We start from the raw sequence: 18155 nt of genomic DNA, 5'->3' as shown, positions 1-18155 counted from the left end.
GGAGATAAGACATGGCACGAGTCAAACGTGGTGTACAGGCGCGTCGGCGCCACAAGAAAATCCTGAAGCAGGCCAAGGGCTACTACCACGCCCGCCGCAAGGTCTTCCGCGTCGCCAAACAGGCGGTGACGAAGGCCCTGCAGTACGCCTACATCGGCCGCAAGCAGCGCAAGCGCCAGTTCCGCACGCTGTGGATCGCGCGCATCAACGCCGCCGCCCGCATCAACGGCATCAGCTACAGCCGCTTCATGAACGGCCTGATGAAGGCCGGCATCACCCTCGACCGCAAGGTGCTGGCGGACATCGCCGTGCACGACGCCGCGGGTTTTGCGGCGCTGGCGGAAAAGGCCAAGGGCGCGCTCGCAGCGTAAGTTCGTTGCCGCCCACGGCGTTCGCGTCGTGGTCGTGACAATGCAGTACACGCATGGGGAAGGGCGCAAGTCCTTCCCCATGTTCGTTTTCGGGGGCCATGGCTTGATCGACCGGGCCATGGATCCAGTTGCAGGGAATGTTTGCCGTCATTCCCGCCTGCGCGGGAATGACGATCTCGTCGCCGGAGATCGTCGCAATGAGTGACATCGAGTCATTGATCCAGCAATCGCTGGCGGACATCGCGGCAGCGACGTCGCCTGACCTGCTGGAATCCCTGCGCGTCGCGCTGCTCGGCAAGAGCGGCACCGTCACCGCGCAACTCAAGGCGCTGGGCACGCTGCCGCCCGACCAGCGCAAGGCCGCCGGCGAGGCGATCAACCGCGCCCGCGACACCCTCGGCGCCGCGCTCGCCACGCGCAAGGCCGAGCTCGACGCCGCCGCCCTCGACGTGCGCCTGGCGACCGAATCCATCGACGTCACGCTGCCCGGCCGCAACGCCGCCCGCGGCGGCATCCACCCCGTCAGCAGCACCCTGGCGCGCATCGTCGACATCTTCGCCCGCCTGGGCTACGAGCTCAGCGATGGCCCGGAGATCGAGGACGACTGGCACAACTTCGAGGCGCTGAACTTCCCGCCGCACCACCCGGCGCGTGCGATGCACGACACCTTCTACTTCGAGGATGGCCGCCTGCTGCGCACGCACACCTCCGGCGTGCAGGTGCGCTACATGCAGGACCTGCTTGCGCGCGGCGGCCAGCCGCCGCTGCGCATGATCGCGGCCGGCAAGGTCTATCGCAGCGACAGCGACCAGACCCACACGCCGATGTTCCACCAGGTCGAAGGCCTGCTGGTCGACGAGCACGCCAACTTCGCCGACCTCAAGGGCACGCTGGCCGAATTCGTGCGCGCGTTCTTCGAGCGCGATTTCGCGATGCGCTTCCGTCCGAGCTACTTTCCCTTCACCGAGCCTTCCGCCGAGGTCGACATCGCGTGGCAGCAACCCGACGGCAGCATGCGTTGGCTTGAGGTGCTCGGCTGCGGCATGGTGCATCCGAGCGTGCTGCGCAACATCGGCATCGACCCGGAACGCTACACCGGCTTCGCGTTCGGCCTTGGCGTGGAGCGCTTCGCGATGCTGCGCCACGGCGTGGATGACCTGCGCAGCTTCTTCGACAACGACGTTCGCTTCCTGCGCCAGTTCGCCTGACCGATCGCCACGTTAGCCCGGGTAAGCGCAGCGCACCCGGGGGTTGTTCCGCACGCTGCTGCAACGCCCCGGATGCGCTGGGCTTATCCGGGCCACGCGAGATGGACATCGATGAAATTCCCTGAAAACTGGCTCCGCGAACATGTCGCCATCACGGCCGGCCGCGATCAACTCGCGGCGACGCTGACGGCGATCGGGCTGGAGGTCGAAGACATGACCGTCGTCGGCGCCGGGCTCGATGGCGTCGTCGTCGCGCGCATCGTCGAGTGCGCCAAACACCCGGAAGCCGATCGCCTGCAGGTCTGCCAGGTCGACGCCGGGGCAGGGCAACGATTGCAAATCGTCTGCGGCGCGCCCAACGCGCGGCCCGGCCTGGTCGCGCCGCTGGCGACGATCGGCACGCGCATCGGCGATCTCACGATCAAGGCGGCCAAACTCAGGGGCGTCGAATCCAACGGCATGCTGTGCTCGGCCAGGGAGCTGGGCATCGACGCCGACGCCTCCGGGCTGCTCGAACTGCCGGACGATGCGCCGATCGGGGAACCGCTTGCGGCGTACCTCGGCCTTCCCGACGCCAGCATCGAACTCAAGCTCACGCCCAATCGCGCCGACTGCTTCAGCGTGCGCGGCATCGCCTACGACGTGGCCGCCGCCTGCGGGAGCCAGGTCGCCATTTTCGACGCGGCGCCGGTCCCAGCGGCGAGCGACGCCAGCATTGCGATCGAGTTGCGGGCCGGCGCCGATGCACCGCGTTACGTCGGCCGCGTCATCGAAGGCGTCGACGCCTCGCGCGCGACACCGGCGTGGATGGCCGAGCGCCTGCGACGCAGTGGCATACGCCCGGTCAGCCTGCTGGTCGACGTGACCCAGTACGTGATGCTCGAACTCGGGCAGCCGATGCACGCGTTCGACCGCGACCTGCTGCACGGCCCGGTCGGCGTGCGCCATGCGCGCGCTGGCGAGGCGCTGAAGCTGCTCGACGGCCGCGACGTGGCCTTGCAGGCCGGTGACCTGCTGGTCGTCGATGGCGCCGCTGCGGAAGGCCGGCCGCTGGCGCTGGCCGGGATCATGGGCGGCCACGACACGCGCGTGACCGACAGCACTCGCAACGTCTTCCTCGAAGCCGCGCATTTCGCGCCGGCCGCCATCATCGGCCGCGGCCGGCGGCTGGGCCTGCACACCGACGCCGGGCATCGCTTCGAGCGCGGCGTGGATCCCGAGTTGCCACGCGTGGCGGTCGAGCGCGCGACGCGATTGATCCTGGACATCGCCGGCGGCGTGCCGGGGCCGGTGACCGAAGCCGTGCTCGCCGCACACCTGCCCACGCCGCGTCCGATCCTGCTGCGCCGCGCGCGCCTGCAGCGCGTGCTCGGCGCCGCCATCGCGGACGGCGAGGTGCAGCGCATCCTCAGCGCGCTCGGCCTGGCGGTCGACGCGATCGCCGAGGGTTGGCGCGTGACGCCGCCGACGCGCCGCTTCGACCTTGCGATCGAGGAAGACCTGGTCGAAGAGGTCGCCCGCATCCATGGCTACGACGCGATCCCCGCGACGTTGCCGGGTGGCGCCACGCGCCTGTCGGCGCCGAGCCAGACGCGGGTGGCCGATGCCGCGCTGCGCGGCCAGCTGGCGTCGCGCGATTTCCTGGAGGCGATCAATTACGCCTTCGTCGACGCCGGCCTGCTCGCGACATGGACGCTGGGCGATGGCGCGGTGGCGCTGGCCAATCCGCTGAGCGCCGAACTTGCCGTGATGCGCACCAGCCTGCTGCCGGGGCTGGTGGCCTCGCTTGCGCGCAACCTCGCGCGCCAGCAGCCGCGGGTGCGCCTGTTCGAGCTGGGGCGCGTGTTCGCCGCCGCGGCTGGGGCCGGCGCGGCGCCGCTGGAGACGACGCGCGTGGCAGGCGTCGCCTGCGGCGATGCCGCAGCCGAGCAATGGGGCATCGCCGCGCGCGAGGTCGACTTCCACGACCTGCGCGGCGACCTCGACAGCCTCGCGGCGCTGTCCGGCGCGACCCTCGAGTACCGACCGTCGCAGGCGCCGTGGGGGCACCCGGGGCGTTCGGCCGATGTTTTCCGCAACGGCCAGGCGCTGGGCTGGATCGGGCAGTTGCACCCGCAGCTGCAGCAGGCGCTCGGGATCGACGCGACGGTGGTCGCCTTCGAACTCGATCTTGAGCCGCTCGCGCAGCGCTCGGTCGCCCGGGCGCAGCCGCTGTCGCGTTATCCGTCCGTCCGCCGCGACCTCGCGTTCGTCGTCGCCGATGCCCTGCCTTGGGCCGCGGTGGAGGCGACCGTGAAAGCGGCTGCTGGCGGCGCCCTGCGGGAGTTGCGGCTGTTCGACCGCTATGCCGGCAAGGGGGTGGAAACGGGGTTCAAGAGTCTCGCTATGGGCTTGATTCTGCAGGAGGATTCGCGCACCCTGACCGACCGCGACGTGGACGTGGTGGTGGCCGGGGTGACCGCCGCCCTGCAACGCGAACATGGCGCGCGGATCCGTGAATAGCGGATTCCCAAGCAACCAATGGCGGATCGTTTACAGGGGAACGATGTGGCGTTGACCAAGGCGGAAATGGCTGAGCGCCTGTACGAGGACGTCGGCCTCAACAAGCGCGAGGCGAAGGAATTCGTCGATGCGTTCTTCGATGCCCTGCGCGAGGCGCTGGAGGCTGGCCGCCAGGTCAAGCTGTCCGGGTTCGGCAACTTCGACCTGCGCCGCAAGAACCAGCGACCCGGCCGCAATCCCAAGACCGGCCAGGAGATCCCGATTTCCGCGCGCACGGTGGTGACCTTCCGTCCGGGGCAGAAACTGAAGGAACGCGTCGAAGCCTTCGCCGGCGTCGGCGCGGCCGGAGGTGTCCATGCTTGATCCGGGCAGCAACCGCGAACTGCCGGCGATCCCGGCCAAGCGCTACTTCACCATCGGCGAGGTCAGCGAGCTGTGCGACGTCAAGCCGCACGTGCTGCGTTACTGGGAAACCGAATTCCCCTCGCTCAAGCCGGTCAAGCGCCGTGGCAACCGCCGCTACTACCAGCGCCATGACGTGCTGATGGTGCGCCAGATCCGCGGCCTGCTGTACGAACAGGGCTACACCATCGGCGGCGCGCGCCTGCGGCTGGAAGGCGAGGGCGCCAGGCAGGAATCCGCGCTGAGCTCGCAGATCGTGCGCCAGGTGCGGATGGAGCTGGAAGAAGTGCTGCTGTTGCTGCGGCGCTGATCAAGCCGGTTTTCCAGGCCGGCGGCGCGCTGGAGCGCATCGATCCGTGGGCGAATCCTGAAATCATCACGCGCGGCTCCCGTCGAACGGCCGATGCCGGCTATACTTTCCCGATGTCGGGGCGTAGCGCAGCCTGGTAGCGCATCTGCCTGGGGGGCAGAGGGTCGTCGGTTCAAATCCGGCCGTCCCGACCAATTTCACGCCCGGGCAATCCGGGCGCGGGCCATCGCCGATGGCCGTCGTGGCAAGCGGCAGCGCATATATACGATTCAGCCAGACTGCGCCCTGTTCAATGCGGGATCGCCGTCAAGGAATTGCATTCCCCCTTCACGCCGTGTTTATACTTCAGGTGCATGCGGGCCCATGTGGCCGGCACGCTGAAGTAACAGGGGGCGCCGCGCATCCATCGGAAGCGCGGACAGTACTTTCATTCCGTGGGGATCCAATGAGCGACTCGAAGAACCGGGCTGGTTTGGCCAAGCGTCGGCATGCGCGCGTCATCAAGGTTGCACCTGTCACCCGTGCCATCCGCAGCGCCCTGGCCATCTCGGCCACCACGCTGGCCCTGACCGCCAGCGGCGGCGTGCTTGCAGCCAATCTTGCGATCCCCGCAACCACGGCCATCCATTACGACCTCGCCAGGCGCGATGCATTGCAGCCGGTCGTCGATCTCACGACCGTCCATGACGACTTCGCCCCGACCAGCGTCTACGCATCCAGCGCGAGCGAGGGCTGGTCGCGGGTTGCAGCGCCGAACGCGATCATGCTCCACGCCGGGTCGATGCCGGTCTCGGCCTCCGCGGGTGATGTCGCCGACCTGACCACCGTGGTCGCGGCCACGCCGGGCCCCGGCGGTGTCTCCGGCTCCGATGACGCCATCGGCTGGTATGGCAGCTACCCGGGCGTGACCTACGGTTTTTGGGTGGGCGCGAACACGGTCACCTCGACCGATGGATTGGCCGATGGCGCGTTTTTCACCGCCGGTAATGTCTGGACCGGCTACACCACGGGCGACATCAACGCGACCGGTTACACGTGGGCGGCAGGGATCGAGGTCGAGTCGGCCGGCTATATCAATGACGTCCGCAACGACCACACGATCACGTCGACGGCGACCGGTGACAATGGCCAGTCCTGGGGCATCTACGCCTTGGGCGGCGGCGACGTGTCCATTGCCAACAATGGTGCGATCAACGCGCAGGCCACCGGAACGTATGGCACGGCCACCGGGCTTTACGGCGCCTCGACCAACGGCGACGCGACCGTTACGAACAACGGGTCGATCAACGCGGGCGCCAGCGGTACGTACGGCTTGGCGGTCGGCATCGAAGCGACGGCTTACGGGCAGGCGGCGGCCGTCAACACCGCCGTCATCGACGCCTCGGCGAGCGGCGAGTACGGCACCGCGGTTGGCGCCATCGCGATTTCGGCCTACGGGGACGCCTACGCCCAGAACACCAGCGCCATCACGGTCGATGCGACTGGCTATTCCGGCCTTGCGATCGGCATCGAGGCGGACGCCTATGCTTCGGCGGTGGCGAACAATGCGGGGGGCATCGACGTCTCCGCCGCGGGTTATGGCACTGCGATCGGCGTGCTTGGCTATTCCACCACTGGTAATGTCAACCTCGACAACAGTGGCGGTATCGCTGCCAGTGCCCAATACGGCACCGCAACCGGCATGTACGGCTACGCAGCCGCAGGCACAGTCTTCATCAGCAACGGCGGCTCCGTGACGGCAACGTCCAGCGATGGCATCGCGGACGGGATCTTCGCCAGCGGCCTGGATGTGGGAGTGGCAAATACTGCTGGCATCACCGCCACGGGGGGCACCTGGGCGGCGGGCATCGAGGCCCAGTCCACCGACCTCACCACCGTCGTCAACAACGGTGGAATCTCGGTAGCGGCCACGGGGTATTACGGCCAGGCGTTCGGCATTTACGCGACGGGTGGCCAAGGCGGCGTTGCCGTCACCAATGCGGGCGGCATCACCGCGACCGGCTATTACTCCACCGGCATCCAGGTGATGGCCGATGGCGAAACCGATATCACCAACACCGGCGGCATCAGCGCTGGTAATGGCTCGGCCGGTTTGGCGACCGGGATCTACGCCGCCACCAACTATGGCGCGGCAGACATCACCGTCGTCAACGATGGTGGCATCACGGCCATCAGCAACTACGGTTCGTTCGGGATCAGCGTCTCAGCAATCGGGGACGCGAGCTCCGCCAGCGTCAGCAATTCCGGCGGGGTGACGGCGGTTGCGTATACCCCGTACGGTTATGGCGCAACCGGCATCCTCGCTTCGGGCTACGACGACGCCAGCATCGGCAATTCCGGCAGCATCTACGCTGCCACGAGTGGAACGGCGTATGGCGTGCAGGCGCTTGCCTTCAATGGCGAAGCCAGCGTCAGCAACAGCGGCGGTATCGAGGCACTCGGCTACAACGCCTTTGGAGCCGTGGCTTCATCGTCCAATGGCACCGCCGTGCTCGACAACAGCGGCGGCGTGAGCGTGTACGGGAATTATTTCGGCCAGGCGCTCGTTGCAAACGGCGTCGCCGGGGCGACGCTCACCAATAGCGGCAGCGTGTATGCAAGAGCCGCATTCGCCTACGGTGCGTTCGCGGAATCGGGGAACGGGCTGGCCCAGATCACCAACGCCCAGACGGGCGAAATCGTCGCCAATGGCTATTACGGCATCGGGGTGATCGGCATCTCGACCTATGGCGACGTTTCCATCAACAACGCCGGCTCGAGCAAGGGCTATGGATTCGCCGAGGGGGTTGGAACATTCGCCAGCAGCAGTAACGGCGACGTTTACTCTCTCAATACCGGCACCGCTTACGGCTATGGCTACGTCGGCCCCGGCATCGGGATGTTCGCGCGGGCCGCTTCGGGTGATGTTTCGGTAGTCAACGGGAAATACTCCGCGGGGCTGTCGCAATACGGCGATGGCATCGGCATCCTCGCGACGGGTGCAACGACCACCGTGACCAATTACGGGGTCGCCATTGGCGGGACGAGCTTCGGCTCCAAGGCCGTCGGCATCCAGGCCTACGGTGGCGATTCGCTCACCATTTCCAACGAGGGGCTGAGCGCTGGCGTCAACAAGTACGGCCAGTACGGACACGCCTATGGCATCTCCGCGACGTCTGGCGGCGATATTTCGATCACCAACGGCAGCGAAGGCCTGATTGGAGCAGTGGCACCCAGTGGCTATGCCATGGGGTTGTACGCCTTTACGTCCGGCGGCTCGGTCGATGTCGACAATGCGGGCGAAATCCAGGCTTATGGCCAATATGGTGCGATCGGCGCGTTCGTCGGTGCCGATGGCGCCGGTTCGGCGACGATGACCAGCAGCTACTCCGTGGACGCCCGATCCAAGTACGGTACCGCCGTTGGCATCGCGCTGGTCACCGAGGACGGCGCCCTTAGCCTGAGCAACACCGGTTCGATCGACGTCACCGCGGACTATGGCGTCGCCGTGGGCATGGCCGGCTATTCGGCAAGCGGCAACGTCAGCGTTTCCAACAGTAGCGACATCAATGTGTACTCGGGCGGCTACTACAGGGCCCTTGGCCTGGTGGCGTCCTCGGGTGATGGCGATGCGACGGCCGTCAACAGCGGATCGATCTACGCAGGTGCCTACGGCGGCGATGCGATCGGCATGCAGGGTTATTCGGGGGGCGGTTCGGTCTCGATGACCAATAGCGGCTCGATCGAGACGTATTCCTACGGTGGCCACTCGATCGGCATGTACGGCTACGCGTCCGCGGGCGACGTCGGAATCGACAACACGGTCGACGGGGACATCAGCGTCTATTCGTATTACGCGCCGGCCGACGGCATCTTCGCATCGGGCAGTTCGGTCCATGTAGCCAACGCCGGCAGCATCTATGCCAATGGTTACCATTGGGCGGCGGGCATCGAGGCGCAGGGATCGGACCGCGCCAGCGTCACCAACACCGGTTCGATCGATGTGGTTGCCTACTATGGCAGCACCGGCTACGGCATTTTCGCCACCGGCGGTGCAGGCGGAACAACGGTCGCCAATGGCGGCACCATCAATGTCGTCGGCACCTATGCCACCGGCATCTACGCCAGCGGCGACGGATCGGTCTCGGTCAGCAATACCGCCGGCATTTCGGCGGGCGGTGCGGACAACAGCTACATCCTGCTCGCAACCGGCATCCGTGCCGCAAGCGAACACGATGGCGCCAACGTCGCCGTGACCAACAGCGGCGACATCGCCGCGATCGCCTACTACGGCGCCACCGGCATCGACGTGTCGTCCAGGGGCGAAGGCGGTTCGGCTTCGGTCGCCAACAGCGGCAGCATCTATGCCCAGCAGGGCAACATGTACGGCTACAACGCGATCGGCATCGTCGCTGCGTCGGACGGCTACGCGAACATCAGCAATGCCGGATCGATAACCACGGTTTCGGCGGGAAACAGCTACGGTGCGATGGCGCTTGCCTTCAACGGCGATGCCAACGTCACCAACTCCAGCCACATCGACGCATCATCCACGGCCATGCGTTACTACAGCGCGATCGGCATCGTGTCCGCTTCGGCCAACGGAGCGGCCTTCGCAGGCAACACCGGATCGATCGTCGCGACGGCGCCCATGTATCTGGCCACGGGCATCCAGGTGAGCGGCAACACCGGTGCGATGGTGACCAACAGCGGCTCGATCTCGGTCGAAGCAAAGTATGCCTACGGCATCTCGGCAACGTCCGGCCAGGGCGACGTGGGGATCAGCAACCTGGGATCCGGCGATATCGAGGCCGTGTCGGCCTATGATTTCGCGGCTGGCGTGCTGGGGATTTCAATCGCCGGCAACGTGGTGATCGACAACGCCGGCGGCGTACAGGCGCAGGCTTACGGCTCCGGTTTCGGTGCGTTGGCCATCACTTACGCAGGCGACGCCACGATCAGCAACAGCGGCACGATTCATGCCTACAGTTCGGACGGCAAGGCCACGGGCGCCAAGGCGGAGGCCACCGGCGGCATTGCCTCGGTCGTCAACATCGGCAACATCGATGCCTCCACCGCGTACGTGGGCGCCACGGCGACCGGCGTCGCAGTGGAGAGCGACGGTGCGGCCCAGGTCCACAACGGCGGATTGATCACTGCCGAATCGGTCGACGGCGCCATCGCGATCGGCGTCAGCGCACAGGCTTATGGCGACGTCCTGGTCGAGAACTCCGGCCAGGTCAACTCCACCGATAGCGACTATGCGGTCGCCATCCGGGCCGATTCGGCCACGGGCGTGGCCACGGTGGTCAACAGTGGCCTGCTGCGCAGCTTCTCCACGCTCCAGGGCAAGGTGGCGATCAGCGGTGGCGATGGCGTGCAGCAGGTCGCCAACTACGGAGACGTCTTCGGGGCGATCATCACGGCCGGCGGCGACGACGCCATGTTCAATGGCGATGGCGGCGTCTGGCATGTCATCAATCGCACGACCGACTTCGGCGCCGGCGAAGATGCCATCACCAACGGCACGGGTGGCACGATCCTGCTCTCCAATACCAGCGAGCTCCACACTGGCGCCGGCGACGACGCGTTCGTCAATGCGTCGGGTGGCACCATCGTGCTCGCGCATGGCGCGATCGACCTCGACGCCAGTGGCGGTGCGGGCAACAGCTTCGTCAACGACGGCCGCATCCTCGTCAAGGGCGCGGGCGTGATCGACATGGGCTACGCGGTCGCACTGGTGGCGGGACCCAACGCGCTGCCGCTTGCCAACAACGGCGTGCTCGACATGGTCGATGCGGCGACCGACGACGCACTGACCATCAATGGCAATCTTGGCGGCACGGGTTCGGTCGCGGTCGACATCAATCCCGTGACCGGATCGGCCGACCAGTTGATCGTCAATGGCAGCGTGGTCGGGTCGCAGTCGGTCGATGTCGGTCTGAACGGCGTGCCGCTTTCCGCGCACGTCGATCCGATCCAGTTCGCGCAGATCTCGGGCGATTCCAGCGAAGCGTCCTTCGTCGGGGGGCATGTCGTCGGTTATGACGACAGCAGCTTCCTGGACCTCACGGTCAACGTCATCAGCCAGATCGATCCGAGCAATGCCGATGCCGACATCTTCTCGGTGGGCCTGGACGTCAATGGCCTGAACGACTCTGGTTCACTGGGTGCCTCGGTGGCCGCGGTGGCGCACGGCCTGATCACCAGCCAGACCGGGACTTGGCGCCAGCGGATGGGCGTGATGCCAGCCAGACGCGACGACCAGATCGGGCTGAGCCCGTGGGTGCGTGCGTTCGGCGACAGCGGTTCGGTCAAGCTGGCGCACCAGTCGTCCAATTTCGGCTCGAATGGCTCGTTCGGTTACGACCAGAGCAACGACGGAACTGAGTTCGGCTTGAACGTGAACATCTTCAGCGACCTCAACATCGGCCTGCTGACGGCCAAGACGACGGGAACGCAGCGCCTGACGGGCGCGGGGGCGGGTACCGACCATCTGGAGAGCAACGCATTCGGCATGTACGCCACATGGATCGCGCCGAACTTCTACATCGACGCGTCCTATCGCTGGCTGGACTTCGATGCCGACTTCCAGTCGGCGGGCGGAGCGCAGGACACCAAGGGCAATGGCGGCTCCTTCAACCTGGAGGCGGGCTACACGGCCTGGAATGCCGGCGGGATCGCGATCACGCCTGAGGTCCAGTACACCCGCAGCCGCGTCGGCGATTTCAGCGCGATCCAGGGTGCGGGAATCAGCTTCCAGCCCAACGGCGGAGCTTCAACCCGCGGCCGCCTCGGCGTCCAGTTCAGCAAGGCGATGCAGGCGGGAAGCTGGTCGTTGACTCCATACGGTTCCGTGAATGCCGTCCGCGAGTTCGACGGCGAGAGCAACTACACGGTAGGCCCGTTCAGTGGCTTCACCAGCACCAAGGGCACCAGTGCGATGGTGGAATTGGGCCTGGGCGCGCAGCAGGGCGGGTTCTCCGTCACCGGCGGCGCGAACTGGACCGACGGCGGTGCCCTCCAGGGCGTCGTCGGCGGCCAGCTGGTCATGCGCTACAGCTGGTAACCCGTCGCAGGTCGACGGGACATGCAGGCATGACATCTTCCAGCGGCAAACCGCCGCTGGAAGTCCGATGTGCCATCGTGCGTTTGCAGGTAGGCTTGGGCTGCATCGCCCGGGCGGTTGGAGCCAGTCGTGTCAGTTGAGAAAAATCCCGAAGCCGGTTCCATCGATGAGGTCGGCGACAAGGCGCAGTTGGAAACCGGGTTGGACGCGGTTTCCGCCGGGCAGGCGGCACCCGGTCCGCAGGCTCCGGCCGCGGGCCCGGCGGCACCGAAGAACCTTACCCAGCTGAAGGTGGAAAAGACCTGCTCGCGTGGCCTGGCCGGGTGGCTGGCCAGCAATCGCATCTCGCTCGCGATCTCCTCCTACCAGACCGGGCGCGTGTACCTGGTCGGTAGCGACAAGCAGGGACGGGTATCGTTCTTCGAGCGGATCTTCGAGCGCGCGATGGGCATCGTCGGCAACGCCCAGCGCATCTACCTTGGTGGGCTGTACCAGCTGTGGCGTTTCGAGAACGTCCTGCGTTCGAACGAGGTGATCCACGGCCAGTTCGACAAATGCTATGTGCCGCGCAATGCACAGACCATCGGCGACCTCGACATCCACGAGCTGGGGATCCGAAGCGACGGCAAGGTGGTCTTCGTCAACACCAAGTATTCGTGCCTGGCCGAGTTGAGCCAGACGCACAGCTTCAAGGCGATCTGGAAGCCGAAGTTCATCAGCAAGCTCGCGCCGGAGGATCGCTGCCACCTCAATGGCCTGGCGATGGTCGATGGCCGCCCGAAATACGTGACGGCCGTTTGCCGGAGCGACGCGGTCGATGGCTGGCGCGACCGCAGGCACGATGGCGGCGTGGTGATCGACATCGAGACGGACGAGATCGTCTGCGAAGGCCTCTCGATGCCGCACTCGCCGCGTTGGGCGAACGGCCGGCTGTGGGTCCTCGAGGCCGGTAGCGGCCACCTTGGCTGGGTGGATTTCGAGAAGAAGAAGTTCGTGCCGCTGGCATTCTGCCCGGGGTTCCTGCGCGGGCTTTCGATCATCGGCAACGTTGCTGCCGTTGGCCTGTCGAAGCCGCGCAACCAGCGGTTCGAAGGCCTGCCGCTGGACGAAGAGCTTCGCAAGCGCGACGCCGATCCGTGGTGCGGAGTGCAGATCGTGTCGCTGACCAATGGCGATGTACTTAACTGGATCCGGTTCGAAGGCGACATCAGCGAGATCTTCGACATCAGTTTCCTGCCCAACGTGCGCAACCCGATGATGATCGGGCTGCGCACGCCCGAAATACGCGACCTGATCACCTTCGAATCCGATATTGCCAGCGAGGTTCCGACACCATGATCCGGATGGGCGCACCTGCAATGGTTGCTTCCGGCGCGCTGTGCGTGCTGCTTTGCGCTCCCGCTTTCGCCCAGGCTCCAGCGCCCGCCGCCGCGACGGCGAAAGCGCCGCAGGGCGGAGCGGCCAGCAGTGAAGCGGGGGTTGTCTTCGGCAGGTGGGACAACGACCACAACCACGTGCTGTCGCTTGCCGAATTCCAGCAGGGCTGGAAGGCATTGCGGCGGGCGGGTGAAATCCAGGCCCGCCTGCATGGTCAATTCCAGGCGGTCGATGCCAACCACAACGACGCCATCGATGCCGGCGAGTACGCAAGCCTGGCGCTCGTCAAGCGCGCCGGCGCCTCGGCGCAGCCCTTGTCCACCTTCGATCGCAACCGGGACCAGCGCCTGGAGTTCGACGAATACGTGGAACTGGTGCGCCGCATGGTGTCCTCGCAGGCGGCGACGCCTGCCCCACGCAAAGCACCGTGACTTCGAGCATGGCTCGCAGTCCCGAACCGAGGTCAGCCGTGGCAATGGAGATCATCCCCGTCTGGAAGCAGGTCACCCCCGAGCTGAAGGCAGAGCTCGTGGCGATGTGGCAGCGGGGCCAGGCCATGCCCGACCCAGCATCGGCCGCCACGCGCGCCGACCAGGCCGTCTGTGTCGCCCGCGGCACGAATGGTGCGCTCTGCGGCGTCGGGACCGCGGTGTTGCGGGTACTGCCGCGGTTGCGCCAGCCGATGTACTACTACCGGCAGTTCTTCACGCCCGAGGTCCGGGGACAGAACCAGACGCGGCCGTTCTTCGAATCCGCGAAAGGCGTCCTGCAGGCCTATAACGCTTCACTGGCCGCGCCGGAGAGCCTTGGCATCCTACTGGAGTTGGAGAACGCGCAGCTCGCGGCGCGTTACAACATGGCCCAGAGTGCCGCCACGACATTCATCGGTTATTCGCCGCGGGGCCTGCAATTGCGTGTCTCGTACTTCGAGGGCGCACTGCTGCTGCCGCCGACCGTCATCCAAAGGCGCGCGGCATCGCCGGGCGGGCGCCAGGCAGTGCGGGGTTAGCTCGGGAGGGAAGCGTTCAAGCGAAATTTCGTGGAAGCGGAGCCGGCGATGGCATCCGCGGAGTCAAGGATCGCCAAGTGGCCTGGCAAGGGTCATCGCCAATTCGCGTCAAAGCCGTCTCGCTCCGCCTTCGGGGCATCATCATTCACTGGGGGAAAATCCATGCAACTGCAGTCCCGTTTGTTAACCATTGCGATCGTGTCCGCGCTCGCTGCTTCCGCGCCGGCATTCGCCGGCAACGCGCTGCATTCCTCGGCGGTGGTTCGCGCGAAGGCGCTGATCGACGGGCCCGCGGCGAAGGTCGTGCGGCGTGCCTCGGCGGATGCATTCCGTGCCTCCGATGCCGATATCGATGCCAAGGGCACGGAACACGTCAGGTTCCAGCGCACCTATCGCGGCCTGCCGGTGATTGGCGGGGATTTCGTCCTGCACTCGCGCAACGGCAAGGTCGTCGGCGTCAGCCAGACCCTGACCACCACCGCGCGTCCCGGGCTGGTGCCGTCCATCGACGCCAACCACGCCATCGTCGAAGCCGGGACCCGGTTTGGCGCCGGCTTCAAGGGTGCGCCCAAGGCACACCTGGTTGTCTACGCGCTCGGCGCGAAGCCGGTGCTGGCGTATGAAGTCGTCTTCTCGGGGATCAAGCGCGACCAGACCCCGACCGACATGCATTATTTCGTCGATGCCACCAGCGGCCGGGTCCTGAAGCAATGGGATACCGTTGAAACGGCCATCCCCGGTCCGGATGGCAGCTGCATCTCGAGCGTGACGCAGCAGACCCGCAACGTAGCGGCCACGGCGGCCGTCGGCAGTGGCAAGACCCTCACCGAAGGTGCCGTGGCATTGAACACGACCAACTGTGGCGGTCACTACGAGCTGATCGACCAGACGCGCGGGAATGGCTATACCACCAACATGGCAATGCGCACCGCCGGCATGGGTTCCACCTACAAGGATGCCGACAACAAGTGGGGCACCGGGACGTTGACGAGTTCAAAGACCGTCGCCGCCGACGCCCATTACGGCGTTGCCATGACCTGGGACTATTACCTCGATGTCCACGGCCGCCATGGCATTGCCGACAACGGCCAGGGCGCCCTGAGCCGCGTGCATTACGGGCGCAACTATTTCAACGCGTTCTGGTTTGACGGCTGCTTCTGCATGACCTTCGGCGATGGCGACAACGGCGTGACGGCGAACCCGCTGATCGCGCTGGATGTCGCCGGCCATGAAATGTCGCACGGGGTCACGTCCAATACCGCTAATCTCAACTATGAAGGCGAGTCGGGCGGACTGAACGAGGCCAATTCGGACATCATGGGCACCATGGTGGAGTTCTACGCGAACAACGCCAAAGACCCGGGCGACTACATGATCGGCGAGAAGATTTTCACGCACAACGACGGCACCAAGGCACTGCGCTACATGTTCAAGCCCAGCCTGGATGGAGGTTCGCGGGACTGCTACTCCAGCGATATCGGCGACCTGGACGTGCATTACAGTTCTGGCGTCGCCAACCACTTCTACTACCTGCTCGTCGCGGGCGCGACGGTGCCGAGTGGCTTCGGAGCGGGCACCTGGGCCAACCTGAAGGTGGCCGACCTGGTGTGCAACGGGAATACCAGTCTGGTCAAGATCGGCCGCAAGGCCGCGCAGCAGATCTGGTACCGCGCAATGACCCATTACATGACGTCGAATACCGACTACGCGGGGGCACGTGCGGCGACGCTCGATGCGGCAACCGAGCTGTACGGCTTCGGTTCGGCCAAGTACGCCGCGGTGGCGGCAGCGTGGGATGCGGTTGGAGTCGCGGCCCCCGCGCCGACGCTTCGCTGAGCTTCCGGCAGCAGTGAATGAAACGGCCCGCGCAAGCGGGCCGTTTTTCTCGGCGACATGGCCCAAGCCAGGGCGGAAGATCCATCGAGCGGCCATAAGACCGGCTTGGTCAGCCAACCGCACTCATCGAGGGCATGCTTGCGAGCGCGGGCCAGCGCGCCGACAGCGCTGCGCGGATGCCGTCGGCGTCGAGTCCTGCTTCGGCCAGCAACTGCTCCCGGCTGGCATGGTGCTGGAATGCGTCGGGCAGCCCCAGGTGCAATATCGGCATGGCGATGCCTTCGGCCGCCAGCAGCTCGGCCACGCCCGAACCGGCGCCACCGGCAACGACATTGTCTTCCAGCGTGACCAGTCCCTCGTGCGAAGTCGCCAGCTCCAGCAACAGCGCGCGATCGAGCGGTTTCACGAACCGCATGTTCACAACGGTCAGGCCCAGTGCGGCACCTGCCTGCTCGGCGGCCGGAACGATCGCTCCGAATGCCAGCAGCGCGATGCGCGTCCCACGCCGGCGAATCTCGGCCTTGCCGACCGGAAGCGTTGCCAGTGAGGGCTCGATCGCCACGCCAGGGCCGCTCCCGCGCGGATAACGCACGGCCGCCGGCCCATCGATCGCGAAGCCGGTGCTGAGCATCTGCCGGCACTCGTTCTCGTTGGATGGAGCCATCAGCACCATGTTCGGCACGCAGCGCAGGAAGCTCAGGTCGAGGTTGCCGGCATGGGTCGCGCCGTCCGGGCCGACCACGCCACCGCGATCGATGGCGAACAGCACATCCAGGTCCTGGATCGCGACGTCATGCACCAGCTGGTCATATCCGCGTTGCAGGAAGGTCGAATAGATCGCGACGACCGGTTTGGCTCCTTCGCAGGCCATGCCCGCCGCCAGCGTCACCGCGTGCTGTTCTGCGATCGCGACGTCGAAATAGCGGTCGGGGTATTCCCTGCTGAACCGCACCAGCCCGGACCCCTCGCGCATTGCCGGCGTGATCGCCAGAAGCTTCGGATCAGCCGCGGCCATGTCGCACAGCCAGTCGCCAAACACATCGGTATAGGTCGGTTTCCTTGCCGCCGCCTTGCTGACGACACCTTGCTCCGGGTCGAACGGCGACACCGCGTGGTAGCCGATCTGGTCGCCCTCGGCAAGCTCGTAACCCTTGCCCTTGGTGGTGATCACGTGCAGCAGCTGCGGCCCCTTGAGCGTCTTCAGCGTGCGCATCGTGGCCACCAGCGCTTCGACGTCATGGCCGTCGATCGGGCCGGTGTAGTGGAAACCCATTTCCTCGAACAACGTCGAGGGCACGAACATGCCTTTCCAGTGTTCTTCCCAGCGACGGACGAACCGCGCGGTCGGGTTGTTCTTGTCCCCGAGCAGCTTCTTGCCGCCTTCGCGCAATGCGTTCAGCGCACGGCTGCCGGTCATGCGGCCGAGCATGCGCGTCATTCCGCCGACGTTTTCCGATATCGACATGCGATTGTCGTTGAGCACCACCAGCAGGTTGGGTTCGGGGTCCATGCCGCCTGCGTGGTTGAGCGCCTCGTAGGCCATGCCCGCCGTCATCGCGCCGTCGCCGATCACGGCCACGACCTTGCGGTCGTTGCCCGCGTGGGCATTGGCGATGGCCATGCCGAGCGCTGCGGAGATCGAGGTCGACGAATGGCCGACCCCGAAGGTGTCGTACGCGCTTTCCTCCCGTTTCGGGAACGGCGCAACGCCATCCTTCTGCTTCACCGTGCGGATGGTGTCGCGGCGGCCGGTCAGGATCTTGTGCGGGTAACTCTGGTGGCCGACGTCCCAGACGATGCGGTCTTCCGGCGTGTCGTACAGATAGTGCAGGGCGATCGTCAATTCGATCACGCCCAGTCCTGCGCCGAAATGTCCGCCGCTCTTGCCCACCGACTCGATCAGGTACGTCCGCAGTTCTTCCGCGACCGCTGGCAGTTCTTCGATCGGAAGCTGGCGCAGGTCGGACGGCGAGTCGATTCGCGCCAGGCGCGGGTAGCGCGCGGCGTCGATCGGGAAGGTTTCGGTCATCCGCCCATTTTCGCCGCCACCGGCGTGACGGGCAAGGAAAACGGCGGGCGGCGCCTGCCCGGC

11 protein-coding genes and 1 tRNA gene are annotated in these 18155 nt (G+C 66.1%); 11 read left to right on the top strand and 1 reads right to left on the bottom strand.

The window, feature by feature from the left end; genetic code table 11:
* Window positions 1-11 precede the first annotated feature (11 nt).
* From rplT to G7B67_RS00060, 11 genes are all read left to right on the top strand, one after another.
* Window positions 12-371, top strand: coding sequence for a 50S ribosomal protein L20 (rplT, locus tag G7B67_RS00110; protein ID WP_166205954.1), 360 nt, complete (start codon window positions 12-14; stop codon window positions 369-371).
* Between the two features lie 197 nt (window positions 372-568).
* Complete coding sequence (gene pheS, locus G7B67_RS00105; protein ID WP_166205951.1) at window positions 569-1579, top strand: phenylalanine--tRNA ligase subunit alpha; 1011 nt, start codon at window positions 569-571, stop codon at window positions 1577-1579.
* Window positions 1580-1690: 111 nt separating this feature from the next.
* On the top strand, window positions 1691-4081 hold the full coding sequence (gene pheT, locus G7B67_RS00100) for a phenylalanine--tRNA ligase subunit beta (RefSeq protein WP_166205948.1): 2391 nt from the start codon (window positions 1691-1693) through the stop codon (window positions 4079-4081).
* A gap of 45 nt (window positions 4082-4126) precedes the next feature.
* Complete coding sequence (locus G7B67_RS00095) at window positions 4127-4444, top strand: integration host factor subunit alpha (RefSeq protein WP_166205945.1); 318 nt, start codon at window positions 4127-4129, stop codon at window positions 4442-4444.
* Window positions 4437-4793, top strand: coding sequence for a MerR family transcriptional regulator (locus tag G7B67_RS00090; protein ID WP_166205942.1), 357 nt, complete (start codon window positions 4437-4439; stop codon window positions 4791-4793). Before G7B67_RS00095 ends, G7B67_RS00090 begins: the two co-directional genes overlap by 8 nt.
* Window positions 4794-4910: 117 nt before the next feature.
* Window positions 4911-4987: transfer RNA gene (locus tag G7B67_RS00085), tRNA-Pro, on the top strand.
* A 251-nt stretch (window positions 4988-5238) separates the two neighbouring features.
* A complete protein-coding gene (locus G7B67_RS00080; RefSeq protein ID WP_166205939.1) occupies window positions 5239-11841 on the top strand; it encodes a hypothetical protein in 6603 nt (2200 codons plus the stop codon).
* A gap of 129 nt (window positions 11842-11970) precedes the next feature.
* Window positions 11971-13179, top strand: coding sequence for a TIGR03032 family protein (locus G7B67_RS00075; protein ID WP_243412182.1), 1209 nt, complete (start codon window positions 11971-11973; stop codon window positions 13177-13179).
* Window positions 13180-13184: 5 nt separating this feature from the next.
* On the top strand, window positions 13185-13649 hold the full coding sequence (locus G7B67_RS00070; RefSeq protein ID WP_166205933.1) for an EF-hand domain-containing protein: 465 nt from the start codon (window positions 13185-13187) through the stop codon (window positions 13647-13649).
* 44 nt (window positions 13650-13693) lie between these two features.
* Complete coding sequence (locus G7B67_RS00065) at window positions 13694-14227, top strand: hypothetical protein (RefSeq protein WP_166205930.1); 534 nt, start codon at window positions 13694-13696, stop codon at window positions 14225-14227.
* 168 nt (window positions 14228-14395) lie between these two features.
* Window positions 14396-16063, top strand: coding sequence for a M4 family metallopeptidase (locus G7B67_RS00060; protein WP_166206802.1), 1668 nt, complete (start codon window positions 14396-14398; stop codon window positions 16061-16063).
* A gap of 109 nt (window positions 16064-16172) precedes the next feature.
* On the opposite strand, the gene dxs is transcribed toward G7B67_RS00060, so the two are convergent.
* Window positions 16173-18092 (bottom strand): 1-deoxy-D-xylulose-5-phosphate synthase, encoded by a 1920-nt coding sequence (dxs, locus tag G7B67_RS00055; protein ID WP_166205927.1) that lies wholly within the window; start codon window positions 18090-18092, stop codon window positions 16173-16175.
* Between the last annotated feature and the right edge of the window lie 63 nt (window positions 18093-18155).

Origin of the sequence: Cognatiluteimonas telluris (genome assembly GCF_011320095.1) — a bacterium.
Taxonomy (GTDB): domain Bacteria; phylum Pseudomonadota; class Gammaproteobacteria; order Xanthomonadales; family Xanthomonadaceae; genus Cognatiluteimonas; species Cognatiluteimonas telluris.
Note: the sequence above shows the minus strand (reverse complement) of the source record. Positions and strands in the feature narration are given on the sequence as shown.